Below are 19,880 nucleotides of genomic sequence, written 5' to 3' on the forward strand. Positions count from 1 at the left end.
GTTAGCCGCCATCGTTAGCCAGAACATTGGGTAAATAAAAGCAGTGCGTCAACGCGTTTAACATCCATTGATGTCGGTCACTTGAGCTTTAAAGGCAGACCAGCGAACATGGATGAAACTACAGGGAGAAGCATTCGATGACACGTAACATAGCCGACATTAGGCGTGATTATGAAGGCGGCAGGCTAGAAGAGTCCCAGACACCCGACGATCCATTCGTGTTATTTGATGAGTGGTTCACCCTTGCGCTGGAAAAAGAAGGTAAAGATGGCAACGCCATGACGCTAGCCAGCGTTGACAGCCAAGGCCGCCCCCACGCCCGAGTGGTGCTGCTCAAGGGATTCGATGAACGCGGCATGGTTTTTTTTACTAACTACCACAGTCACAAGGGCAGCGAGCTGAGCAATGTGCCTTACGCGGCCATGACCTTCTGGTGGCCCTCGCTCTCCCGACAGGTGCGTATTGAAGGCCCCGTTGAGCAGGTCTCCGCCGACGAGTCTGATGAGTACTTTGCCAGTCGCCCCCGAGGCAGCCAGTTGGGCGCTTGGATTGCGACTCAAAGTGTGGTGATCCCTGACCGCAACTGGATCGAAGAGCGCCAAAAGCGCTTTGAACAAGCCTACGATGGACAGGACATTCCCCGCCCGATTCACTGGGGTGGCTATCGTGTCAGTCCGGAAATGATTGAGTTTTGGCAGGGCCAGCCTAGCCGCCTACACGACCGCCTACGCTTTGAACGTCGCGACGGCGGTGAATGGAGCCGTTTCCGCATGGCGCCGTAACGTCTATAAAGAAGCTTTCCAATTCAATTAAGGCCTGCGTGTTGTACGCAGGCCTTGTACGGTTTTACGTTGTTAAATGGCTTAATCCGGCATACTCTCAAGGCGGTGTCGCTGCCACTCACTTTCGGGCTCGTTGAGGCGCAACACGGCATCAATTACCTGCTCTTCCATGTTATAACGGCATTTAAAGCCTAAGTGCTTCATTAGCGCGCGCATAGGATGATTATCGACCATAATTTTGCCGATCATCTCCAGGGTGCCAATGTTAGTGCAGTAATCAATCATCTTCTTCATCAGCAGGCTGCCAATACCCAGACCCTGCAGATCATCGCGGATAATGACCGAGAATTCGGTACGAATATTATCTGGGTCGTTCCACACCCGGACCACGCCAAGCATCTCTTTGCTGCCATCGTCGCCTAAATACTCGGCAATAAACGCCATCTGACGGTCGTAATTGATATGCGACAGAATCGACAAGTCACGCTGGGTCAGGTTGGACTTATTGTGGAAATAGCGGAAACGAATACTCTCTTCCGAGAGCTGACGGTGAAAGGTGGTAATCAAATGGGCATCTTCGGCACGAATAGGCCTGACCTCGACCTGCCAGCCGTTTTTCAGCGTCACCCACTCACGCAGCTCTTCAGGGTACGGCATGATCGCAAAGCGCGATGGCGAACCAAGATCCAGGGCGAAATCGACGGCGACCATACCGTCACGATTCAGCAGCAGTGGATTGACTTCTAGCCCGCGCAGATCGCTTAGATCAGACGCCATTTGCGATAGTTTGACCAGCATTTGGCAAAGGTGCTGAATGTCACGCTCAGGGTCGGCGGAATGTTCGCGAATTAATGAGGCGGCGTGGGTTCTCCCCACCACATCGGCGGCCAGACTCATATTGAGCGGCGGTAGCGCGACCTGACGGTCAGCCAGCACGTTGACCTTATAGCCACCGATGCCGAAGACGATAAGCGGGCCGAAGACTGGGTCACGGGTTATGCCCGCGCAAATCTGCATCGAGTGCTTGCCACGCTGCATGGGCTGCAAACAGTACTCGCGGATCGCGTATTCGGGGAATTTCTCAGCGACTTTTTCGCCTAGCTGGCGAACGCCTTCCGCCACCTGTTCGGGTGTGTCTAAATCCTGCAGCAGACCCGCCGAAATTTTATGCGGGTGCTTGCGGTAGCGATAAGGGCGACAGTTGCCTTCATGCACTACTTTAAGCGCCTTGGTGCCAGGAATCTCCGCAGCGCGGGCGAGCGCTTCATCGGCATTGGCCAAATACACGCTGGGTGCCGTGGGAATACCATAGGCCTCGAGCACTTGGGCGGTTTCAGAGTGAGTTAAGGTTTGTCTGCCCTGCTCTTTTGCCTGCTTGATCAGCGTGCGGCACTGGGCACGTATCTCGGGACTGGTGGTAAACGGGAGGCTTGGCGGAATCTCCTGTAGCAGGGCTTGAACACGCTGATAAATCACCATATGCATAAATGCCTTAACGGCTTTTTCGGGTGAAATATAGGTCGGAATCCCTGCTAAATTGCAGATATGGCGGGCATTAAGCGCCTCTTTTAAGCCCATCCAACTGGTGAGCAGGTTGCGACGAAACTTCTTGCGGTTATCGATCAGCGCCTGGGCAGTCACTAGCGATGGCGCCATTCGGGTGGGCGCGTGTACCACCAGTACCGCATCGACATTGGCGTCAGCAGCGACAATCTCCAGGGCTTGGACAAATCGCTCCGGCGAAGCGTTGCCCCCCACGTCCACCGGGTTCTCCCCTGGCTTGCTCATATCGACCTCGCTGCGATGCAGCGCTGCCTGGGTTTCGTCGCTAAATTCGGCCAGTTTTCCGCCCGCGCTGATCAACTTATCGATGGCCAGCATCGCGGGCCCTAAGCCGTTAGACACAATGGCCAGACGATCACCCTTCAAGGGTTTCATGCGCGACAGTGTTTCCAATGCATCAAGCAGTTCGTCGGAGTCGTCGACCCTCACCACCCCTGCTCGGGCAAAGGCGGCATCAAACACTACATCACGATTGGCAATCCCTGGGGTGGGCGCCATACCGGATATGTCTGACTCTGGGGTGCGGCCACTTTTTATCGCCAACACCAGGCGGTTACGTGATGCATCACGCACGGCGGTCATAAAGTGCTGAGCGTCGCTGATTCGCTCAAGGTGCAGCATAATGGCCTGAGCGGGCGAGAATTGATTAACGTAATCGATCAGGTCTGGCAACAGCACATCGACGCTGTCGCCAACGGTTATCAGGTGCGAAAAGCCCACATCACGCCCGGCGGCCCAGTCAATCATGGCGTTGGCCAGCATTCCGGACTGGCCCAGGTAAGCGACGCGGCCCGCTTTCACCGGTTGACTGGCGTAAGAGGCATTTAACTTCTTACCCGGTACAATCAACCCCATGCACTCGGGGCCGAGTACTCGAATACCGGAGATACGTGCCGCACTCAACATGCGTTCGCGAATGGAGCCCTTATTACCCTTATCTCGATCCAAGTAAGCGCCGCCGGAGAGTACCAGAGCCGCTTTGACACCGTACTGCCCAAGCTTTTTAATCAGGCTGGGAACGCCTTCAATAGGCGAGCAGACCACGGCTAAGTCGGGCACTTCGGGTAGATCGCTTACACGACTAAAACACGGCACGCCAAAGACCTGGGAGTAGCCTTTAAGGTTGACCGCCCAAAGCGGCCCCTTAAAACCGCCCTCTTGGATGTTTCTCAGCACTAAACCGCCTAACGACGCAGGCTTTTCAGAGGCGCCAAACACCGCTAGTGTGCGGGGTTCGAAAAAATGGTGTAAAAAGCGCGTGCTCAAAATGCGTCTCCCCTGAACATGAATCGCGGCTGTACGACTTATTGACACTGTCGCCCAAGGCCTGAAGGCGATTAAGGTGGCATCAATAATAATGGAGCGTTGGAATGATTACCGCCTACCTTACCCACCCAGACTGCTCATTGCATCATATGGGGCCGGAGCATCCTGAAAGCCCTCAGCGTCTGGAGGCTATTCGCGCTCGCCTGTCGCTTGCCGGGTTATTACAGCAAACCATGCAGGCGGATGCCAAGGAAGCCGACGAAGAGGCTCTTGCCAGAGTACACCCCTTGCGCCATCTGCGCTCGCTGGATAAGTGTTTGCCCACCGAAGGCATTGTTACGCTAGATAGCGATACCATGATGAACCCTGACAGCTTGCAAGCCGCGCGGGTTGCTGCCGGGGCGGTTATTCGTGGTGTGGATCAGGTATTTAAGCGTCAGGCAGATAACGTCTTTTGTGCGGTTAGACCACCAGGCCACCACGCAGAAGCCAGCGATGCGATGGGATTCTGCTTTTACAATAATATCGCCGTGGGCGCGGCCCATGCGCGAGCCAAATACGGCGCCAAGCGAATCGCGATTCTGGATTTTGACGTGCACCAGTGCAATGGCACCATCGATATCTTTAAAAACGACCCTGAGATACTCATCTGCACCAGCTTCCAGTATCCGTTTTACCCGTGGCGTTATCTGCGCAGCGAGTGGCAAAACGTTGTCAACACGCCGTTGGAAGTGGGTACCGATGGACTGGAGTTTCGGCGCATTATTGAGAACCACTGGCTGCCTGCCCTGCACGCCTTTAAACCTGACTTGGTGATGCTATCCGCCGGTTTCGATGCACATCGGGATGACCCCATGGGGGATATCTGTTTAGAGGATGAGGACTTCTACTGGATAACCCATCTGGCTATGGAGATCGCCACGCTGTATGCCGATAACCGCATTGTATCGGTGCTTGAAGGTGGCTATAACCCTAAGTCGCTGGCGAGTGGCGTGGAGGCGCATCTAAAAGCGCTTTTAGGCCTTCCTTTTGCTGAGGTGCCATGAGCTTACTCGCCTCGGGCAACCGTTCTTAGCCACTTCTTGGCTGTGATATCATGTTGGCATATCACGCGCGCCTATCGACACGCATCGTTTGACAACGCAGCCAATGTGACGACCTATGACCGCTACAACTGAAGAGCATCATGCCGCGCTGCGTATTGCATCGGGAAGCAAACCCTTTGTTGAGCCGCTGCGCTTAGGCGAGCGGCTAAAGCAAATTCGCCTCGCGAATCAGTGGACGCTGGAAGACGTTAGCCAGCGCACAGGGCTTGCCCGCTCAACGCTATCGAAAATTGAGAATGACCAGGTCTCGCCAACGTTTAGCGTGGTACAGAAGCTCACGACCGGCTTAAATATCGACCTTCCTCAGTTGCTCACGCCGCCTAAGCGTGAGCGTTACACAATGGGACGGCGCGACTTAACACGTAAAGGCAAAGGACAACTGCACCCCACCCCCACTTACGAGCACGAATTACTCGGCCATCAGCTAGCCCAAAAGCGTATGATTCCCTTCAAAACCATTGTCCGGGCGCGTAGCTTTGACGAGTATCACCAGTGGGTACGCCACGATGGTGAAGAGTTTTTGATGGTGCTGCATGGCGATATCATGCTCTATACCGAATTCTACGCCCCGCTAGTGCTGGCCGAGGGCGACAGCATCTATTTCGATAGTGACATGGGGCACGCCCTGGTATCCACTAGCATAGACGATGCCGTTGTTCTGTCGGTCTGTACCCGCGGCGACACGGCCTAGGCTCAGCTATAAGCAGTTAGTAGGCTTCGGTAAACCGGCCAGGCGAGCAATGCGCTTTGCCGGGCTGCCAGGGAACAGCTGCATCAAATAAATCGAGCGCCCTTTCTCTTCACCCAAGGCATTCTTGGTCGCTTTTACCAGTGGTCGCATCGCCGGTGCCATTTCGTAACGCTGATAAAATGCCCGCACAACGTCAATCACTTCCCAGTGCTCAGCGGTAAGTGTTAAGCCCTCTTCGGCAGCCATTAAATTCGCGACGGATTCATCCCAATCGGACTGATTAACTAAGTAACCTTCCGGATCCAGCGGATACTTTTTTGGTGAATCAAGATAACGGTATATTTTTGCTTCTGACATAGTTAGTACCAGGTGACCGTCTTTTCATACTGTTCAGTAAGTGCAACAAAGCCTACCATCTCTAAGGTGGGCAGCTCGTTATCTTCAGCAATATTGGCCAGCCCGCGGGAGATAAGATCTTCTGAGAGTAGGAATATACGCGACGAGTACTGCTGCCAAGCGTCCCAGGAAACATCAAGCGCAGCTGTTACCGCGGACTCGATTAACAGCACGGCATCTTGATCCCCTACCGCCTGCTGCATTTGCGTAGCTGCACTACTATCAGGCGCTTTGGTAAGGATGTGTAGGATCATAATGCGCTCACTCTAGAAGTTAAGTATCGTGGCGTGTTGCTGAAATAACCCAGGTATTTGCTGATCCGCTATCAAGGTGGCGTTCTCTACCAGCAAATCGACGGATATTTGCATACTTTGCAGCGCCCCTTCAGGAACCCAAAGCTGGTCGATATTGTACATTTCCAGCATATCGATGGTGGGCAGCGTAGCTTTTTGGCCGGGCGCACCACTGCCCTGCTCTTTCAGCAGCGCCATTATCCCCTGGCCCATAAATAGCAAATGCACGGGCTGGCCAAAGGCCGCTGCGACCAATGCAGCATCTAACCCTTCCCGTAACAAGTTTGAACTGTGAGGTGCATGGCGGATTATTACTAGTAGCGCTTCAGGTGTCACCATTGGCCCTCCTTTAAGCAAAGGTAATTAAGCGATCAGCGCGTTGCTGTAGCTCAAGTAATTGACCAAGCCCGGTCAACTCAAAGGGAGGCGCTACATTAAAAGCCTGCTTGCCATGCCGTTGCGCTTCCGACTCACTCATCAGTCCGCGCCGCAGCGCTGCAGCAATACAGACGTCTAATGGAACCGCCTGTTGCTGATTCAGCTCAACCCAGGCCTCTCGCAGGTTAAGCTCATCCTGGGGCGGCGCCATCAGCGATGAGGCATTATGGACGCCATCATGATAGAAAAACACACCCGTAATTTGATGCCCGCGCGATAGTAAAGCATGGGCAAAACGCAATGCAGAGTGAGGCGCCGGGCTGCTATATGGCGCGCCCATCACCAATAAGCCGTACTGCATGATTATAATACCTGGTAACAGTTACCCTAAAAAAAGACAGGCCCTGTAATAGGGCCTGTCATATCGTCTACCGCTTGTTTAGATCAGTCGTTGCTCATAATACCCAGAATAGACAACAGACTAACGAACAGGTTGTAGATGGATACGTAGAGCGTCACCGTGGCGAGAATGTAGTTAGTTTCGCCAGCACGGTGAATAATCTCACTGGTTTGATACAGGATGGCGGCAGAAGCAAACAGCACAAAGCCGGCGGACACCATCAACGAAAGCGCCGGAATATTAAAGAAGATTCCAGCCACCATAGCGAGAATCAACACGATGGCACCTGCCATCAGGAAGTTGCTCAAAAAGCTAAAGTCTTTCTTAGTGGTCAACGCGACCGCGGAAAGGCCAACAAACGTCAGGCCTGTCATGGCTAGCGCATTCATGATCAACGCACCGCCGTTAGGCAGGGTCAGATAGGCAGAAAGAATCGGCCCAAGGGTGAAGCCCATAAAACCGGTGAAGGCAAACGTCGCCAACAAACCAGCCGCTGAGTTCGCGGTTTTGTGAACCAGAAACATTAAGCCGTAAGCACCAATGAAGAACACGAAGATGTTCATTTGCTGGATACCGAGGGCCACAGCAGCACCCGCGGTGACAGCTGAGAACAGCAGTGTCATTGCCAATAGCGCGTAGGTGTTACGCAACACCTTGTTAGTACTGACACTGTTGGCAACGCCGCTCGACTGAGGACGTGCCGTACGTAGATCGTTGTAAGCCATGTATTCATGCTCCCTAAATGGTATTTCCAACAACTGACAAGAATGCCGTTACCGAGTTCCAGACGCAAGCCTTTGTCTAACTCACAAAGACTTTCTCTTAAATGGTTATTCAACGTTGAAACAGTTCAACAATCATTGTCTATGCTTGTTGAACACTTCTTTGGACACCAGAAAGATGCAAAAAATTCTACTGCCTGCCAGCACCTTAACACTTTTAACCCTGGCTCTGCCGGCCATGGCTTTCTCACCCGCTGGAGAGGATATTGCCTACAGCCTGAATGAAGAGAATTTTCAGGGCTACTTCGTTTCCGCGGGTGACAACGCTAAAGGCAGTGTACTGATCGTTCATGACTGGGATGGGTTGGATGATTATGAGCGCCAGCGCGCCGATATGCTGGCCGATGAAGGCTACGACGTGTTCGCAGTGGATCTTTATGGTGAAGGCAATCGCCCCCAGGCAGTCGATGATAAGCGCGCCGCTACCAATCGGCTCTACCAAGATAGAGAGCGGATGCGTGCCCTCACGCTGGGCGGCTTAGCCCAAGCACGAGAGCAAGGCGCTGCCGAACAAACGGTGATCATGGGCTACTGCTTTGGCGGAGCAGTGGCATTAGAGATCGCCCGCTCCGGCGAAGCCGACAACATAGCCGCTTATACAAGCTTTCACGGTGGACTAACAACGCCCGAAGGCCAGGCCTACTCAAGTGAAACGGCGCCTATCTTTATCGCCCACGGCGGCGCTGATAGCGCGGTAAGCTTAGAGGATGTTGCTACTCTGGCGGAGGAGCTGGAAACCGCAGGCGTGACTTATGAAGTAGGCATCTATTCTGGAGCGCCCCATGCCTTTAGCGTATTTGGTAGTGATGCCTATCACGAGCGCGCCGACCAACGCTCTTGGGAGGCCTTCAACGTCTGGTTGGATGACATGCTTTAAAGCCAACAACGTTAGCGGCGCTGGGCGGCGCTAACGATTAACTTTGCACTTCTTTATGGTCTTTTTCATCTTTATGCGGGGTAACGGTGGCCGCCGCCGTTTGTCGCGCATCTTGAGGGGAGTTGTAAAGACGAGCATCAATCACATGCAGTACCGCCAATTGCGCAAATAGCACCGCAAAACAGACAATCAAACCTTTCAACATGGCGGTATATCCAGAAATAGAGGGGCTAGCAATCGAATCTTAGCTGATCGCTAGCCAAACACAATCTATTTTATGAGCCTGAACATACCTGTTTAAAAGCCCTGAATAGCACGTATAGCAGCGGCTCAACAGATAAGACCACTAACGGCTAATCCTTAACGGATACTTTGCGCAGATCCTCAACCGTCACCCCCTCGGGTAAGTCTGACTCCTCCGCGGGCAGCCATACGGGAGAGAGATCGCTATCTTCCCGGCCATCTTCATGCTGATGGCCGGGGATGCGGTAAACGATCTGACGGTGGTGGTGATCCCATGCAAATACACGATCCATATGCCTATCCTAGAAAAACAAAACCCTTGCTATGACATTAACGTTTAGCGCGATGTTCCGAAACATATCATCGACACATGCGATACCTATGAGGTTAAATGCCGAAAGGATTATTTGCTGACAAGGAGTTGCCAATGAAAGCCCTCACCGCCCTCTGCCTACTTACCTTGGTACTTGCAGGCTGTAGCTCAGGCCCTACCTCTTCAAGAACCGCAGACTGCCGCCAACTAGCAGAAGAGGCTGGCGACACCATGGTCTATGGTGACTGCATACGCGGCACCCAAGTGAATAAGGCAGGTTTTTAATACCGCATTGTTTTCACGTTGATTTTCTGGATTAATGGCAGGCTGGTGGCATGAAAGAACCTCATGGCGGTAAGGACCCACAGGAGGCCCTGCGAGCGAGGCTCCAAAAAAGCTTACAAGAACGCAGGGCTTCAGCCCATCGGCGTAGAATTGGCGCCCGAGCGACTCGACAACAGTTCTTAGAGGCGACTCGGAACGTGGGAGTTATTGTGGTTGCTACCTGCTTCACTGCTGGCTGGGTAGTCACAAACCCCAGCCTAAATACCGATAACGTTTGGCTCGGCGTGGGGCTAGGTATAATATTGATTTTTGTGGGGTCGTTCGGCTATGGTTATGTAGAGCGCGATAAAACCTCAGATGAGGATGAAAGGCTATGAATGAACTTATTCTTGCCGGTATGTTGATGAGCCTAGCGGTTGTGTCTGGCGGTATGGTGTGGAGTCAGCACCGCGAGCACCACGGTAAAAAATCGCTAACCGATAGCGCATTTTCCTGGCTCGCCAAACGATTTGTTTGACAAGTCCCGTTAACAAATATGAAAGGGTCGCATATAGCGGCCCTTTTGTTTATTCAGAGCACGATAGCAGGCGCGCCTTGCTGTGCTTTAAGAGCTAGTGCTTCAAAAGCTAATCAACGCCGAGCAAATTAGACTGCCACACAACTGTAAGAGACCGTTATGCCCGTTATTCAGCGACTGCTCCGCGTTCTTAAAGCCTCCACGCTACAAATTTCGTGGACCTTTCTTCTTCTTATTGTGCTCGCCCACATGGGCACTACCTGGGTGCTGTTTGCACTGGTCGGCGAAGCAATGGCTGATTCCGCTACCGATTGGGTTTATTTTTATGTGGTCGTCTCCAGTACCGTGGGTTTCGGCGATTTTAGCCCGACCACCGTGGCTGGCAAGTGGATCGCCACGCTCTATCTTATCCCTGGCGGCATTTCGCTGTTTGCTGCCTTAATCGGTAAAGCCACTGTCACTCTCTCTAATTTTTGGAGACTACAAATGCAAGGAAAAGGCGATTTTAGCCATCTATCCGGCCACACCCTTGTTATTGGCTGGCACGGTGAAACCACAGAGCGCATTTTGGACATTCTCCAAGCCGATAAGAGCCTGCCTGATGAAATAGTGCTCTGCGTTATCAAAGAGATGAGCAATCCTCGCCCGGCCGATTTGAAATTTATTAAAGGGGAGAGTTTCTCCAATGCCGACCTATTAAAGCGGGCAGGAGTTGAGAGCGCCAGCCGCATCATTATTTACGATACCAGCGATGACCGTGTTGCCACTGTCGCGCTGAGCGCCTACAGCCTTAAAGCAAAAAACGCCCATATCGTCGCCCACTGTGCCAATCCCGATACCGCAGCCATGTTGCGGCGTACCTTGCCAGGCATTGAATGCACTCAGGCCTTAGCGTTGGAAATGTTGGTACGGTCAGCCTCTGATGCAGGAATTTCGCGAGTCGTCAACGAACTACTCGCGGTTGATCGTGGCGCTACCCAGTACCAAACCAGGCTAAACCAGCCACCTGCCGGCGCCACCTTTGGTGACCTGTTTATGCAAGCGAAAAAAGTCTGCAACGCTACCGTGCTAGGACTCGCTAACAGCAGTGATGACAGCGACGGTAATATGCTTAACCCCACTACTGATCGCCCATTGCAGGACGGCGACATTGTTTACTATATGGCCAATACGCGGCTTTCACAGCTGCAATTGAGTGAGTTACTCTCCGCAGAAAGTTAACAACGTAGCGTTCACCGTCTTCCAAACGCCGCTCTTAACATCGCCAATAGCAATATGCTCGATAACAAAGATTTACTCACTTTTTGGTATCAGCCGTGGACTGAAACGACCCATTCGGCGGCCAAACCGCCTGCTCTTCTCAAGCGCAACTGAGCGAAATAGCCCATACCCGGGCACAAAAAAGGGCGCGACTATCAGCATCGGAATACTCCTGATACGGATAGTCGCGCCCATAGATCGCGCGTATTGCGTTAACGCACTTTAGACGTAGAAGTCCAGATCCTCTTGGGCTTTAAGCAAATCGCGCATCTTGATGGGGTCATCACCAAAGAAGAAGAGCAAGCCCCAATGCGTCCCAAAGGCCGAGCGGTCAGGAACGGTCTCTTCAGTTGGCGCGACCAGTTCGTGTGACTCGAAATACGGATGATTAATCGTTTCTTCAGGCATTTCCAGCTTGCTGACAACACGACGGCGAGGGTATACGCCAAAGCAGCCTGCATAGCCCTTCGCATCGACCACTTCGCGTGGGAAGAAGGCAGCCACTTCCTCTTTGCTGCTTTTCGGATCGAACACCAGCATCGACGCCTGATAGGCGTTGAACCCGTAGGCTTTTTCGATCAGTTCAAACGCTTTAAAGCCAGGCGGACGATAGGCAACCTCGCCAAAGTACATCTCACCATCAGCGGTGACGAAGTACTCGGGGTGAATCAAACCGAACTGGATATCGAACGTTTTGATCAGCAATTCAATCTGCTTGGTGATCGCATTGCGCCAGCTTTCCAGTTCCGCGGTCGCGGGTACGAAGACTGAATAGCCCAGCGTCACGTATTCAGAAATATTCAGGAACTGAATTTTGCCATCGTGAATCCAGGCTTCGACAGCAAATTCCCAGCCGCTTAGATGGCTTTCCATCAGCAAGGGGTATTCTTCGTCTGGAATATTATCAATTTCTTCAATGGTACGGATCATCCGGTGACCGAGGCAACCGGCTTTATCAAAGGCTTTGACGTGAATCGGGTCATCCGGGTCACCGTCCAACTTGAGCAGCGTTTGGTTGACGCGTTTCATGAAGCGGACGATGTCCTCTTTCTCATGTGCCTCTTCAAAGATCCCGACACGAATGCCGCCCAACTGAGCACGGCGCTTCATTAGGGCCTTGTCGCGGAAAAGGATGGACTGTCCGAACATCCGCGGGCTATCAAGGAGCACGGAGTTGATCGCGCCGGACCACTCAACGGTTTCCTCAAACAGCGGGATGGCAACATCCACGCCTTCCTCTTTCAATCTTTCAGCAATTTCCATCGACCGATCATTCAGTCGAATAAAGTCCCAGGGGAGAAAAGGGATATTGTTGGCAGTACAAAAATCCGCGGCCCACTCTGGCGCAACGACGATATAGCGGCGGTCAAATTTTTGCGCAGCCTTGATCGCGTTCACGCTCCAGCCAAGTAGGGCGATGTAACCTTTATTTGGATCTTTAGGGGTCTCAGTGCCTTTAACCGAGTCCAATTCCGGATCACGCCAAGCCGCTATTGCTTCGGGTAATTGCTTTTCTGATGTTATCGACATTCAATGTCCTCCTTGCTGGTTGACCCAAATTGACTGCGCTGGGATTAGAGCGCACCAAGTGAGCTGAGCCGCAGTCAGTGATATTCAGTGGCGATTGAGCAAGCCAGCATTAGGGTATTTTTTAGCGCACCCGTAACAACTAAGCTAGTCGATACGGTTACAAATGGCAACTAAACTGTAGAATTCCTGTTGAATAGCTGTAGAAGTTATCTAGAGATTATTAAAGAATAATTTTGCCAGTCTTCTAGGGCACAATAGCCCCACCTATTTTAAAAATTAACAAAATCCTGGCTTTATCGATGCACCTCACGGCCTGTGATTAACCACTATCATGCTCGGCAGCGTCTTCGGCTCCTTCCTCGACCATCTCTTGAGCTTCTTCCTCCTCCTCGGGCGAAGCCTCTGGTTTTCCGTGATCTTTTTGACCAACGGTTAGCGTGGTAGAAAGACCAAAGTGATCCGAACCCTGCACCTTCACTCTGTCGATACCAATAAGATGGAACCCATCAGAAACGAACAGGTGGTCAATCGGGTATCGCCACCATGGGTATTTCGCATGGTAGGTGCTGAGCAGTCGCCGACCACGGCGAGGATCTTTAAGATCACTCAAATCGGCAAAAAGCTTAGTGGTGTCAGACCACGCTACGTCATTGAAATCCCCAGTGACGATCCAGCGGTTGTCCGGGTCTTGTTCAACATGACGGGCAATGAGCATCAGCTCTGCATCGCGTTCACGACTGTCCCGACGTTTATCCTCGTTGCTGACGGTTCTCTCCTCTAAGCCTGGCGGCACCGGGTGGGCGCCAACAAAGCGCACTGGCCCGATGCCTGGCGCGTCGATGGTCGCGAAAATTGAGGGCCTACGCTCAGAGACCAAATACTTAACCTCATTTTCCAGCAGCGGAATTCGTGACCACAGCACTATCCCAAGGCCCTCACCGCGTACCTCTCCTACTCGATAGGCATAATCTTCATCAAGGGGCGCCAGTCCCTCGGACCAGGCGCTATTGACTTCAATTAGCAGCAGTAGATCGGGATCTTCACGCTGAACCATCTCAAGGACTTCAGCGTAGTGATCGTTCGTGTAAGTAACATTGGCCGTCAGCACTTTGAGCGTCGTCCGGTTTTCACCAGGTTGTACCTCAGCGGTAGGCACCTCGGTCGACCAAACGGATGTAAACGGCAGGATGTGCATTAAGTGCCACCCCGCTATGGCTAGGATGACAACGCCCCACACGGCGTGTTCTTTTAGTGGACGCTTAAACCACGCGTGCACACCCAGGAGCAGCAGTGGCAGAACCAGCGCGCCCGTTAGCTGCAGGCGCGGAAAATCCCACAGCCTGACCCACCATTGACCGCTGGGTATTAATGGCAGTAAGGCCACCGCTAACATCAAGATCACCAATAAACGGATCACCCAGAGAAGCAGTTTTAACAGCATGAAACCTCTCAAACGCAGCAACGGTAACCAGGAGAATCCCAGTTATACCGGCCTAGATTGCCGCGGATATTGTGACGATTTAAGCATACCCCTCTCCGGATAGACGCATGCTCTTTATCTGGAAGACGCCGTCATGGCCCCTGCCCATCCGCGTAATTGCGGACTTCTCTAGCGATACAGCTGTTCGCAACCACTAAAAGCCTCACAGGCTTGATATAGATCAAGCTACGACCACTTGCCTCGTGTTCATGGCAGAAAGGCGGCTATACTTTATATATAAGCACAGGCTATTAGCTTATATCAAAAGCCAATAAAAATGATTCATACCTATGCCTAAAACCCAACGAGGTAATCGTATAAATAACGCCCATAAAACCAGCACCACTGCCCTGGCACTGACAGCCGCTACTGCGGCTATTTTTAAGCACTTGAACCCAGTTTTTTTGAGGAGCCTGTCATGACTAGCAACGTAGGCGGTATCGATAAGATTTTACGCATCCTGGTAGGCATTGCACTGATCGTACTGGCCCTAACCGGAACCATCGGTGTTTGGGGCTGGATCGGCGTGGTGCCGTTAGCCACCGGGCTATTTAACTTTTGCCCAGCCTACAAGCTACTGGACATCAATACCTGCAAGGTTAAATAACCCCTCAACGTCAGACAATGCCCTGCAGTTGCCCAACGGGTGCTTAGCGTCCCAACCTCAGTTACTCTACACTTCGTGTTTGCGTTCCATGACCGAAGGATAGCCGCATCTATGTTGGGATTCCTGCAGGGATTTTCCTATGGCCTGTTTATGACCTGCCTGCCCTGGCTACTGGTCGGCCTATTCAATCCTGGGCTGGCACTTCCAGTGGCGACCCAGGGCCGCCTGCAGGTCATCGCCCGCTACTGCCTGATCATCCCTTTTATCAGTATGCTGCTGTGGCTGACCTCCCTATGGGGTGGTTTCAGCCCGAGCCTATTGGGCTGGCTAGCGGGTATTGTTGCCATTCCTGTGGCGCTGCCTATCGAGCGAAGACTGCGCGGCTGGCTGGCCCGCCGCCGCGAACGTCGCTGGGAAGCACAACGAGAGGCCGAAGCCCATCAGCGCCGTGCCCAAGAGGAGCGCAAGGCCTATGAAGCTGGCGTGTTAGTGCTTGATCCAGTAAGGCCGCCCGTGGGAGCCGACGACCTTGTATTGGCCATGTGTCAAGCCAAACAGAGCCTACTTGACGTGCAGCGCCCTGACCTAGCTATCCTTTCAGATCGCCTCTATAGCCGCTACCGCCATGTAATGGACGTGCTGAGTGGCCGATTCCACACTGGCGAGCTGGCCTTCGAGCGCTCGCGGGGGTTGGTTACCCAGGTCTGTTTCGGCGCGGTGGATACGCTGACGACCATGGCCTCGCAGGCGCGCGGGGTGGTTAGCGTCGATGGTAATTACGTTCGGGGTCGTTTAGATCGGGAGGGCAAACGGTTAAGCGATGAAGAACGCGCCGCGTTGGTGCGACGCCTGGATCTGCTGGTAGAGACCGAACACCGGCTAAATAAGCTCTCCGCCCGCATTGAATCCGCCCTGACTGTGCTTGATGATACCGCCGTTTCCATGGCGCGTATTGAGACGGCACGACCACAGGCCTCGGTCACCACCGAGAAGGCGTTGGAGGATCTGCGCCAATTTGTCGAAGGTGCGGATCGCTATGCCCGTAAGGAGTAATCCAGCGGCCACTGGCAGCGAGCGGTATTCATACGTTTTTATTGACAGCTCAGGAGATGCCCATGACGCAGCAATCCGATGACCAACCTCGCCTCTCCCTGCCCCCGGTGGACGAGATCGCCAGCCAGTTGGGCACGAGTCAAGCCGGCTCCGGCGACCCTGAGCTTGAGGCGATGGCTGACCGCTTTGTCGAGGATATCCTTGCCGAGGGTGACGAGGCGTCAACTGTTCGCCAGCGCCGGGCCGTGGACGAGATGGGCCTTGAGTTGCAACAGCAGGCCGCCCACCGCAGCGCCATGCTACAAACGCCACTGCGCAAGCTGGCCCACCAGGGCGATGAAGGAGGGCCCGTTGCCAAGGCACTGACCGATCTACGCGGCCGCATGGAGGGGCTCGACCCTTCACGTCATCGCCTGATGCCAAGCGCGTTGGATCGCGTTCTAGCGATCATTCCCGGTATCGATAGTCGGCTACAGCGCTATTTCCATAAGTTTGAGAATGCCCAGCAAGCCCTGGATGCGATCATTGAGGATCTGGAAAGCGGTCGCGACATGCTGCATCGTGACAACCTGACGCTGAGCGATGACCAGAAAGCTCTCAATGACATCCTAACCGAGCTGAACCGCCAGATCGCCCTGGGGCGCTTGATTGATCAACGTCTGTGCGACGAGATAGCCGCCCGAGACAGCGATGACCCACGGCGTCAATTTCTTGAGGAAGAACTGCTCTTTCCACTTCGGCAGCGCATCGTTGATCTCCAGCAGCAGCTGGCGGTAAGCCAGCAGGGTGTGCTGGCGCTGGAAGTGATCATCCGCAACAACCGGGAATTGATGCGCGGTGTGGACAGAGCCATCAATGTCACCGTCTCAGCCCTCACCGTGGCAGTAACAGTCGCCATGGCAATGGCCAACCAGCGTCTAGTGCTGGATCGCGTCGAAGCCCTCAACACGACCACCTCGCAGATGATTGGCGGCACTGCCAAGGCGCTGCGCCAGCAAGGCGTAGACATCCAGAAAAAAGCCTCCTCCGCAATGCTCGACATGCAAGTGCTTGAGGAGGCGTTCAGTGAGGTAATGGGTGCCATTGACGATCTCTCAAGCTATCGTCAGGAAGCCCTACCCCGCTTGGATGAGCAGATCAACCGCTTGGCAACCCTGGCTAAGCAAGGCAACGCATCTATTGAGCGTCTAAGCGAAGGTAATCAGGCGCAACCCAAGGACGACACTACTGCTAACTGAGTGTTCAGTTGGAACCTTGCTATTTTAAAAAGATGATGGAGACGGCTACACGAGAGAACACAATCACCTTGGGTCGATAAGATCAAAAATATTGGCATGGTGTTTCAGCAGTTCAACCTACTCCCCATCGGTTCATCCTGCAGAACATTACATTGGAGCCACACTATCATCACCTCAACAATGCCCCAAAGTTCGAGCAGGGAGTCTTGCATGAAGCCAGGAAACCGGGCTAGGGCATCTCTACACTCTAGTAGCTCCAAAGAAAATCAGTTCATTAGCCGCCTTTATTAGTTGCGTGCGACTGGCTCGACCGCCCGTCTCTAATGCGTTGCTCCTCTTCGGCAGCTATCGCTCTATCGATGGGATCGCGGTCGATAGTCCCAGAAAAGTCAGCCTCAGTCGGCATCACAGCGGCGATATGCAGATAGCGCTCAGCTGCCACATCAAGAAGCCGATCAAGCTCGCTAAGCGGATCGGCATGATCGTCTACACGCAGATTGAGATAGGCATGCGCCTCACCGCGATGGATACACAGCCCGGCTGCCTGCCGACCCCGTTTGTCCCCCCCAGCCTCTTCGCCGGCACGCATCGCCACCAGCATACGCTGGGCCATGGGTAAATCGGCCCTGGCGGCATAGGTTTCGAAGGTAGCATCAATCACCTCGGCACCGGCCAGCATATTTCCCGCAACCGAATGGCTGTCGCCGACTCGGTGACCAGCCCAGCTGATACAGTCAGCACCAGTATGGACAGCAAAGGCGCCTGTGCTGTCGATCATGTGACACTGGCGAATTGCCGCGCCCCTATCTCGTGCGATGAAGTCCTCGATCACCTCTGCGGCCGAGGCACCCTCTTCCAGGCGACGCAGCCCCTCAGTACCCCAGAGAGGGTTGACGAAGGCCTGGGTGGCTACCGCACTCAGCCGACCGATATAAGGTACCGCCGCACCACAAGCGAAAAAGCGTGAGGCAACAATGATACCGATTTCGCCACTTGCGACGTCTTTTGCTATAAGTGAATAGGTCATTTTAGCGGCCCACCGCATAGGCCTGCATCAGGCGTGGTGTCGCCGCCGCTCGCAGAGTGCCGTCCGGTTCACGCAAAGCTGCTGTCAGTCGGCCGATGCTCCACGGCTCGGCGACTGTGACCTTATGGCCCTTCGCACGAAGGCGCTCTATAGCGCCGTTGCTTACATTAGGTTCTATCATGATCTCTCCGACATCAGCAGCACGGGGGAAGAATGAGCTCTGAAAATGCATCGAGTGGAAAAGCGGCGCGTCCATTCCCTCTTGCAGGCCGAAGCCATGATGTACGAAGCGCAGGAACCAGATCAGTTGCCACTGATCCTGCTGATCTCCACCGGGCGAGCCAAAGACGAGACGCGCCCCGTCCTTCTCAGCCAGCGAGGGGGTCAACGTTGTGCGCGGTCGGCGACCAGGCGCGAGCGACGTTGGCAGTCCTTCGTCTAGCCAGAACATTTGCGCGCGGCTGTTAAGCGCAAAACCAAGCCCGGGAATAATCGGGCTAGACTGTAACCAGCCCCCCGACGGCGTCGCCGCCACGCAGTTACCCCAACTGTCAATCACGTCAAGGTGAACCGTGTCGCCACGCTTTTCGGTCAGATGTGCCATCGTTGGCTCTTGAGCGTCGGTCTCGGGCACCTCGAAATCTCTTGCGGCACGGGTAATATAGGCGTCAGCGAGATGTTCGAAACCAGGTACCCGCCCCGGCCGTTGTTCCATCGAAGCCTCCTGCGTAATCAGCTTTGCGCGCTCTGCGTTGTAGGCATCGGATAGCAAGTACGCTATTGGTATGTCGCTATGCGCTGGGTCGCCGTAATAGGCTTCGCGATCAGCATAGGACAGCTTGATCGCTTCGATAACCGTATGGATGAATTCCTCGCCCATCGGATCCATCGCGGCAAGGTCGAAGTGCTTCAGTATAGCGAGTGTCTGCAGAAGGACAGGCCCCTGACCCCAAGGCGCGGTCTTATACACCGTCCAACCGTGATACGCATAGCTGAGCGGCGCCTCGAAGCTTGCGCGCCAATCGGCCATGTCCGCGGGGGCCATCACGGCGGCATGTTCGGCGCCGGACACATCGTGCACTTTCGCAGTCTTGAGATAGTCGAAGATCAAGTCGGCCACAAATCCCTCAGCCCAGGCCTCACGGGCAGCGTCGATCTGAGCCACACGCTCATCACCGGCCTCGCCGATTTCGACGAGACGCTGGTAGGTCGACGCGAGGTCTGGATTGCGGAAAAGGCTGTGAGCCTGAGGTATATCGCCATCGGGTGTCCAAACAGCAGCCGAGCTGGGCCATTGTTTGGCGAAATAGTCCGAAAGACTCGCAATCGTGGCTGCGACGCGTGGCAGAACTGGGTGCCCATCCCGAGCATAGCCAATGGCAGGCGCCAGAACCTCGTGTAGCTTCATCGTGCCGTGATCGCGCAACAGGAGCATCCAACCGTCGAAAGCGCCCGGCACCACCGTCGCCAGCAAACCTGAGCCTGGAATCAGCTCAAGCCCTTCGCTGCGGTAATGCTTTATTGTCGCACCTGCAGGTGCGACCCCCTGCGCACAAAGGGCACCGTTCCCGCTCTTGATATCGTGAAACACCGCAGGTAAGTCGCCTGCGGGCCCGTTGAGGTGAGGTTCGACGACCTGAAGCGTCAGGCCGCTCGCTACAGCAGCATCGAAGGCATTGCCGCCCTTTTCGAGAATCGCCATCCCCACTGCTGAGGCAATCCAGTGTGTCGATGTGACAACACCAAAGGTGCCGCGAATCTCGGGGCGGGTCGTGAAATTGCTCATGAAATCT

General features: G+C 54.0%; 22 protein-coding genes. 10 read left to right on the plus strand and 12 right to left on the minus strand.

Annotated elements, in window-relative coordinates; all coding sequences use genetic code 11:
• Positions 1–137: 137 nt before the first annotated feature.
• Positions 138–782 (plus strand): pyridoxamine 5'-phosphate oxidase, encoded by a 645-nt coding sequence (gene pdxH / locus ACT3UM_RS11960; RefSeq protein WP_035579332.1) that lies wholly within the window; start codon positions 138–140, stop codon positions 780–782.
• An 81-nt stretch (positions 783–863) separates the two neighbouring features.
• Here the strand turns inward: pdxH and ACT3UM_RS11965 are convergent, their stop codons facing one another.
• Positions 864–3,611, minus strand: a complete 2,748-nt coding sequence (locus tag ACT3UM_RS11965; RefSeq protein WP_498899029.1) for a bifunctional acetate--CoA ligase family protein/GNAT family N-acetyltransferase — start codon at positions 3,609–3,611, stop codon at positions 864–866.
• Positions 3,612–3,715: 104 nt separating this feature from the next.
• On the opposite strand from ACT3UM_RS11965, the gene ACT3UM_RS11970 reads away from it, so the two are divergent.
• Positions 3,716–4,657: a histone deacetylase family protein gene (locus tag ACT3UM_RS11970; protein ID WP_498899031.1), complete on the plus strand. Its 942-nt coding sequence runs from the start codon at positions 3,716–3,718 to the stop codon at positions 4,655–4,657.
• Between the two features lie 115 nt (positions 4,658–4,772).
• The gene (locus ACT3UM_RS11975; RefSeq protein WP_035579338.1) at positions 4,773–5,408 is read left to right on the plus strand and encodes a helix-turn-helix domain-containing protein; all 636 of its coding nucleotides are present in this window, start codon (positions 4,773–4,775) and stop codon (positions 5,406–5,408) included.
• Between the two features lie 6 nt (positions 5,409–5,414).
• Here ACT3UM_RS11975 and ACT3UM_RS11980 read toward each other — a convergent pair whose 3' ends face one another.
• The 5 genes from ACT3UM_RS11980 to ACT3UM_RS12000 form a co-directional block, all read right to left on the minus strand.
• Positions 5,415–5,765, minus strand: a complete 351-nt coding sequence (locus ACT3UM_RS11980; protein WP_498899033.1) for a TusE/DsrC/DsvC family sulfur relay protein — start codon at positions 5,763–5,765, stop codon at positions 5,415–5,417.
• A 2-nt stretch (positions 5,766–5,767) separates the two neighbouring features.
• Positions 5,768–6,058, minus strand: a complete 291-nt coding sequence (gene tusB / locus ACT3UM_RS11985; protein ID WP_498899035.1) for a sulfurtransferase complex subunit TusB — start codon at positions 6,056–6,058, stop codon at positions 5,768–5,770.
• 12 nt (positions 6,059–6,070) lie between these two features.
• Entirely contained in the window at positions 6,071–6,436 is a 366-nt protein-coding gene (locus ACT3UM_RS11990; protein ID WP_498899037.1) for a DsrE family protein, read from the minus strand.
• Positions 6,437–6,446: 10 nt separating this feature from the next.
• Positions 6,447–6,836, minus strand: coding sequence for a sulfurtransferase complex subunit TusD (tusD, locus tag ACT3UM_RS11995; RefSeq protein ID WP_035579346.1), 390 nt, complete (start codon positions 6,834–6,836; stop codon positions 6,447–6,449).
• Between the two features lie 83 nt (positions 6,837–6,919).
• Positions 6,920–7,600: a Bax inhibitor-1/YccA family protein gene (locus ACT3UM_RS12000; protein WP_035579348.1), complete on the minus strand. Its 681-nt coding sequence runs from the start codon at positions 7,598–7,600 to the stop codon at positions 6,920–6,922.
• 175 nt (positions 7,601–7,775) lie between these two features.
• On the opposite strand from ACT3UM_RS12000, the gene ACT3UM_RS12005 reads away from it, so the two are divergent.
• Positions 7,776–8,534 (plus strand): dienelactone hydrolase family protein, encoded by a 759-nt coding sequence (locus ACT3UM_RS12005; RefSeq protein WP_498899039.1) that lies wholly within the window; start codon positions 7,776–7,778, stop codon positions 8,532–8,534.
• 37 nt (positions 8,535–8,571) lie between these two features.
• On the opposite strand, the gene ACT3UM_RS12010 is transcribed toward ACT3UM_RS12005, so the two are convergent.
• Positions 8,572–8,739: a hypothetical protein gene (locus tag ACT3UM_RS12010; RefSeq protein ID WP_498899041.1), complete on the minus strand. Its 168-nt coding sequence runs from the start codon at positions 8,737–8,739 to the stop codon at positions 8,572–8,574.
• 148 nt (positions 8,740–8,887) lie between these two features.
• Positions 8,888–9,070 carry a hypothetical protein gene (locus ACT3UM_RS12015; protein ID WP_498899043.1) on the minus strand — a complete coding sequence of 61 codons (183 nt, stop codon included), beginning with the start codon at positions 9,068–9,070 and terminating at the stop codon, positions 8,888–8,890.
• A 134-nt stretch (positions 9,071–9,204) separates the two neighbouring features.
• On the opposite strand from ACT3UM_RS12015, the gene ACT3UM_RS12020 reads away from it, so the two are divergent.
• The 3 genes from ACT3UM_RS12020 to ACT3UM_RS12030 all read left to right on the plus strand — a co-directional run bounded on the left by ACT3UM_RS12020 (position 9,205) and on the right by ACT3UM_RS12030 (position 11,113).
• Entirely contained in the window at positions 9,205–9,375 is a 171-nt protein-coding gene (locus tag ACT3UM_RS12020; protein ID WP_498899045.1) for a hypothetical protein, read from the plus strand.
• A 373-nt stretch (positions 9,376–9,748) separates the two neighbouring features.
• Positions 9,749–9,892: a hypothetical protein gene (locus ACT3UM_RS12025; RefSeq protein ID WP_157693171.1), complete on the plus strand. Its 144-nt coding sequence runs from the start codon at positions 9,749–9,751 to the stop codon at positions 9,890–9,892.
• A gap of 159 nt (positions 9,893–10,051) precedes the next feature.
• A complete protein-coding gene (locus ACT3UM_RS12030) occupies positions 10,052–11,113 on the plus strand; it encodes an ion channel (protein ID WP_035579355.1) in 1,062 nt (353 codons plus the stop codon).
• Between the two features lie 261 nt (positions 11,114–11,374).
• Here the strand turns inward: ACT3UM_RS12030 and ACT3UM_RS12035 are convergent, their stop codons facing one another.
• Positions 11,375–12,682 carry an ATP-grasp domain-containing protein gene (locus ACT3UM_RS12035; RefSeq protein WP_498899048.1) on the minus strand — a complete coding sequence of 436 codons (1,308 nt, stop codon included), beginning with the start codon at positions 12,680–12,682 and terminating at the stop codon, positions 11,375–11,377.
• A gap of 319 nt (positions 12,683–13,001) precedes the next feature.
• Positions 13,002–14,123 carry an endonuclease/exonuclease/phosphatase family protein gene (locus ACT3UM_RS12040; RefSeq protein ID WP_498899050.1) on the minus strand — a complete coding sequence of 374 codons (1,122 nt, stop codon included), beginning with the start codon at positions 14,121–14,123 and terminating at the stop codon, positions 13,002–13,004.
• Positions 14,124–14,580: 457 nt separating this feature from the next.
• Here ACT3UM_RS12040 and ACT3UM_RS12045 point away from each other — a divergent pair, with 457 nt between their 5' ends.
• The 3 genes from ACT3UM_RS12045 (at position 14,581) to ACT3UM_RS12055 (ending at position 17,060) form a co-directional block, all read left to right on the plus strand.
• Entirely contained in the window at positions 14,581–14,769 is a 189-nt protein-coding gene (locus tag ACT3UM_RS12045; protein WP_498899052.1) for a YgaP family membrane protein, read from the plus strand.
• Between the two features lie 111 nt (positions 14,770–14,880).
• Entirely contained in the window at positions 14,881–15,822 is a 942-nt protein-coding gene (locus ACT3UM_RS12050; RefSeq protein ID WP_498899054.1) for a cobyrinic acid a,c-diamide synthase, read from the plus strand.
• Between the two features lie 62 nt (positions 15,823–15,884).
• Complete coding sequence (locus ACT3UM_RS12055) at positions 15,885–17,060, plus strand: toxic anion resistance protein (RefSeq protein ID WP_498899056.1); 1,176 nt, start codon at positions 15,885–15,887, stop codon at positions 17,058–17,060.
• Positions 17,061–17,334: 274 nt separating this feature from the next.
• Here ACT3UM_RS12055 and ACT3UM_RS12060 read toward each other — a convergent pair whose 3' ends face one another.
• Together ACT3UM_RS12060 and ACT3UM_RS12065 are read right to left on the minus strand one after the other, a co-directional pair.
• Positions 17,335–18,087 carry a DUF1028 domain-containing protein gene (locus ACT3UM_RS12060; RefSeq protein ID WP_498899058.1) on the minus strand — a complete coding sequence of 251 codons (753 nt, stop codon included), beginning with the start codon at positions 18,085–18,087 and terminating at the stop codon, positions 17,335–17,337.
• A gap of 1 nt (position 18,088) precedes the next feature.
• Positions 18,089–19,873, minus strand: coding sequence for a gamma-glutamyltransferase family protein (locus ACT3UM_RS12065; protein ID WP_498899060.1), 1,785 nt, complete (start codon positions 19,871–19,873; stop codon positions 18,089–18,091).
• Positions 19,874–19,880: the final 7 nt, after the last annotated feature.

The sequence above is a fragment of the Halomonas sp. AOP13-D3-9 genome, from assembly GCF_052379125.1.
Classification (GTDB): Bacteria; Pseudomonadota; Gammaproteobacteria; order Pseudomonadales; family Halomonadaceae; genus Vreelandella.

What these genes read in the sequence shown, in the direction of transcription:
- ACT3UM_RS11975 (WP_035579338.1), top strand. Translation starts at nt 4,773, where the DNA reads ATGACCGCTACAACTGAAGAGCATCATGCCGCGCTGCGTATTGCATCG.
- ACT3UM_RS12015 (WP_498899043.1), bottom strand. Translation starts at nt 9,070, where the DNA reads ATGGATCGTGTATTTGCATGGGATCACCACCACCGTCAGATCGTTTAC.
- ACT3UM_RS12035 (WP_498899048.1), bottom strand. Translation starts at nt 12,682, where the DNA reads ATGTCGATAACATCAGAAAAGCAATTACCCGAAGCAATAGCGGCTTGG.
- ACT3UM_RS12045 (WP_498899052.1), top strand. Translation starts at nt 14,581, where the DNA reads ATGACTAGCAACGTAGGCGGTATCGATAAGATTTTACGCATCCTGGTA.
- ACT3UM_RS11980 (WP_498899033.1), bottom strand. Translation starts at nt 5,765, where the DNA reads ATGTCAGAAGCAAAAATATACCGTTATCTTGATTCACCAAAAAAGTAT.
- ACT3UM_RS12020 (WP_498899045.1), top strand. Translation starts at nt 9,205, where the DNA reads ATGAAAGCCCTCACCGCCCTCTGCCTACTTACCTTGGTACTTGCAGGC.
- ACT3UM_RS12025 (WP_157693171.1), top strand. Translation starts at nt 9,749, where the DNA reads ATGAATGAACTTATTCTTGCCGGTATGTTGATGAGCCTAGCGGTTGTG.
- ACT3UM_RS12030 (WP_035579355.1), top strand. Translation starts at nt 10,052, where the DNA reads ATGCCCGTTATTCAGCGACTGCTCCGCGTTCTTAAAGCCTCCACGCTA.
- tusB (WP_498899035.1), bottom strand. Translation starts at nt 6,058, where the DNA reads ATGATCCTACACATCCTTACCAAAGCGCCTGATAGTAGTGCAGCTACG.
- ACT3UM_RS12005 (WP_498899039.1), top strand. Translation starts at nt 7,776, where the DNA reads ATGCAAAAAATTCTACTGCCTGCCAGCACCTTAACACTTTTAACCCTG.
- ACT3UM_RS12040 (WP_498899050.1), bottom strand. Translation starts at nt 14,123, where the DNA reads ATGCTGTTAAAACTGCTTCTCTGGGTGATCCGTTTATTGGTGATCTTG.
- tusD (WP_035579346.1), bottom strand. Translation starts at nt 6,836, where the DNA reads ATGCAGTACGGCTTATTGGTGATGGGCGCGCCATATAGCAGCCCGGCG.
- pdxH (WP_035579332.1), top strand. Translation starts at nt 138, where the DNA reads ATGACACGTAACATAGCCGACATTAGGCGTGATTATGAAGGCGGCAGG.
- ACT3UM_RS12050 (WP_498899054.1), top strand. Translation starts at nt 14,881, where the DNA reads ATGTTGGGATTCCTGCAGGGATTTTCCTATGGCCTGTTTATGACCTGC.
- ACT3UM_RS12060 (WP_498899058.1), bottom strand. Translation starts at nt 18,087, where the DNA reads ATGACCTATTCACTTATAGCAAAAGACGTCGCAAGTGGCGAAATCGGT.
- ACT3UM_RS12055 (WP_498899056.1), top strand. Translation starts at nt 15,885, where the DNA reads ATGACGCAGCAATCCGATGACCAACCTCGCCTCTCCCTGCCCCCGGTG.
- ACT3UM_RS12065 (WP_498899060.1), bottom strand. Translation starts at nt 19,873, where the DNA reads ATGAGCAATTTCACGACCCGCCCCGAGATTCGCGGCACCTTTGGTGTT.
- ACT3UM_RS12000 (WP_035579348.1), bottom strand. Translation starts at nt 7,600, where the DNA reads ATGGCTTACAACGATCTACGTACGGCACGTCCTCAGTCGAGCGGCGTT.
- ACT3UM_RS12010 (WP_498899041.1), bottom strand. Translation starts at nt 8,739, where the DNA reads ATGTTGAAAGGTTTGATTGTCTGTTTTGCGGTGCTATTTGCGCAATTG.
- ACT3UM_RS11990 (WP_498899037.1), bottom strand. Translation starts at nt 6,436, where the DNA reads ATGGTGACACCTGAAGCGCTACTAGTAATAATCCGCCATGCACCTCAC.
- ACT3UM_RS11970 (WP_498899031.1), top strand. Translation starts at nt 3,716, where the DNA reads ATGATTACCGCCTACCTTACCCACCCAGACTGCTCATTGCATCATATG.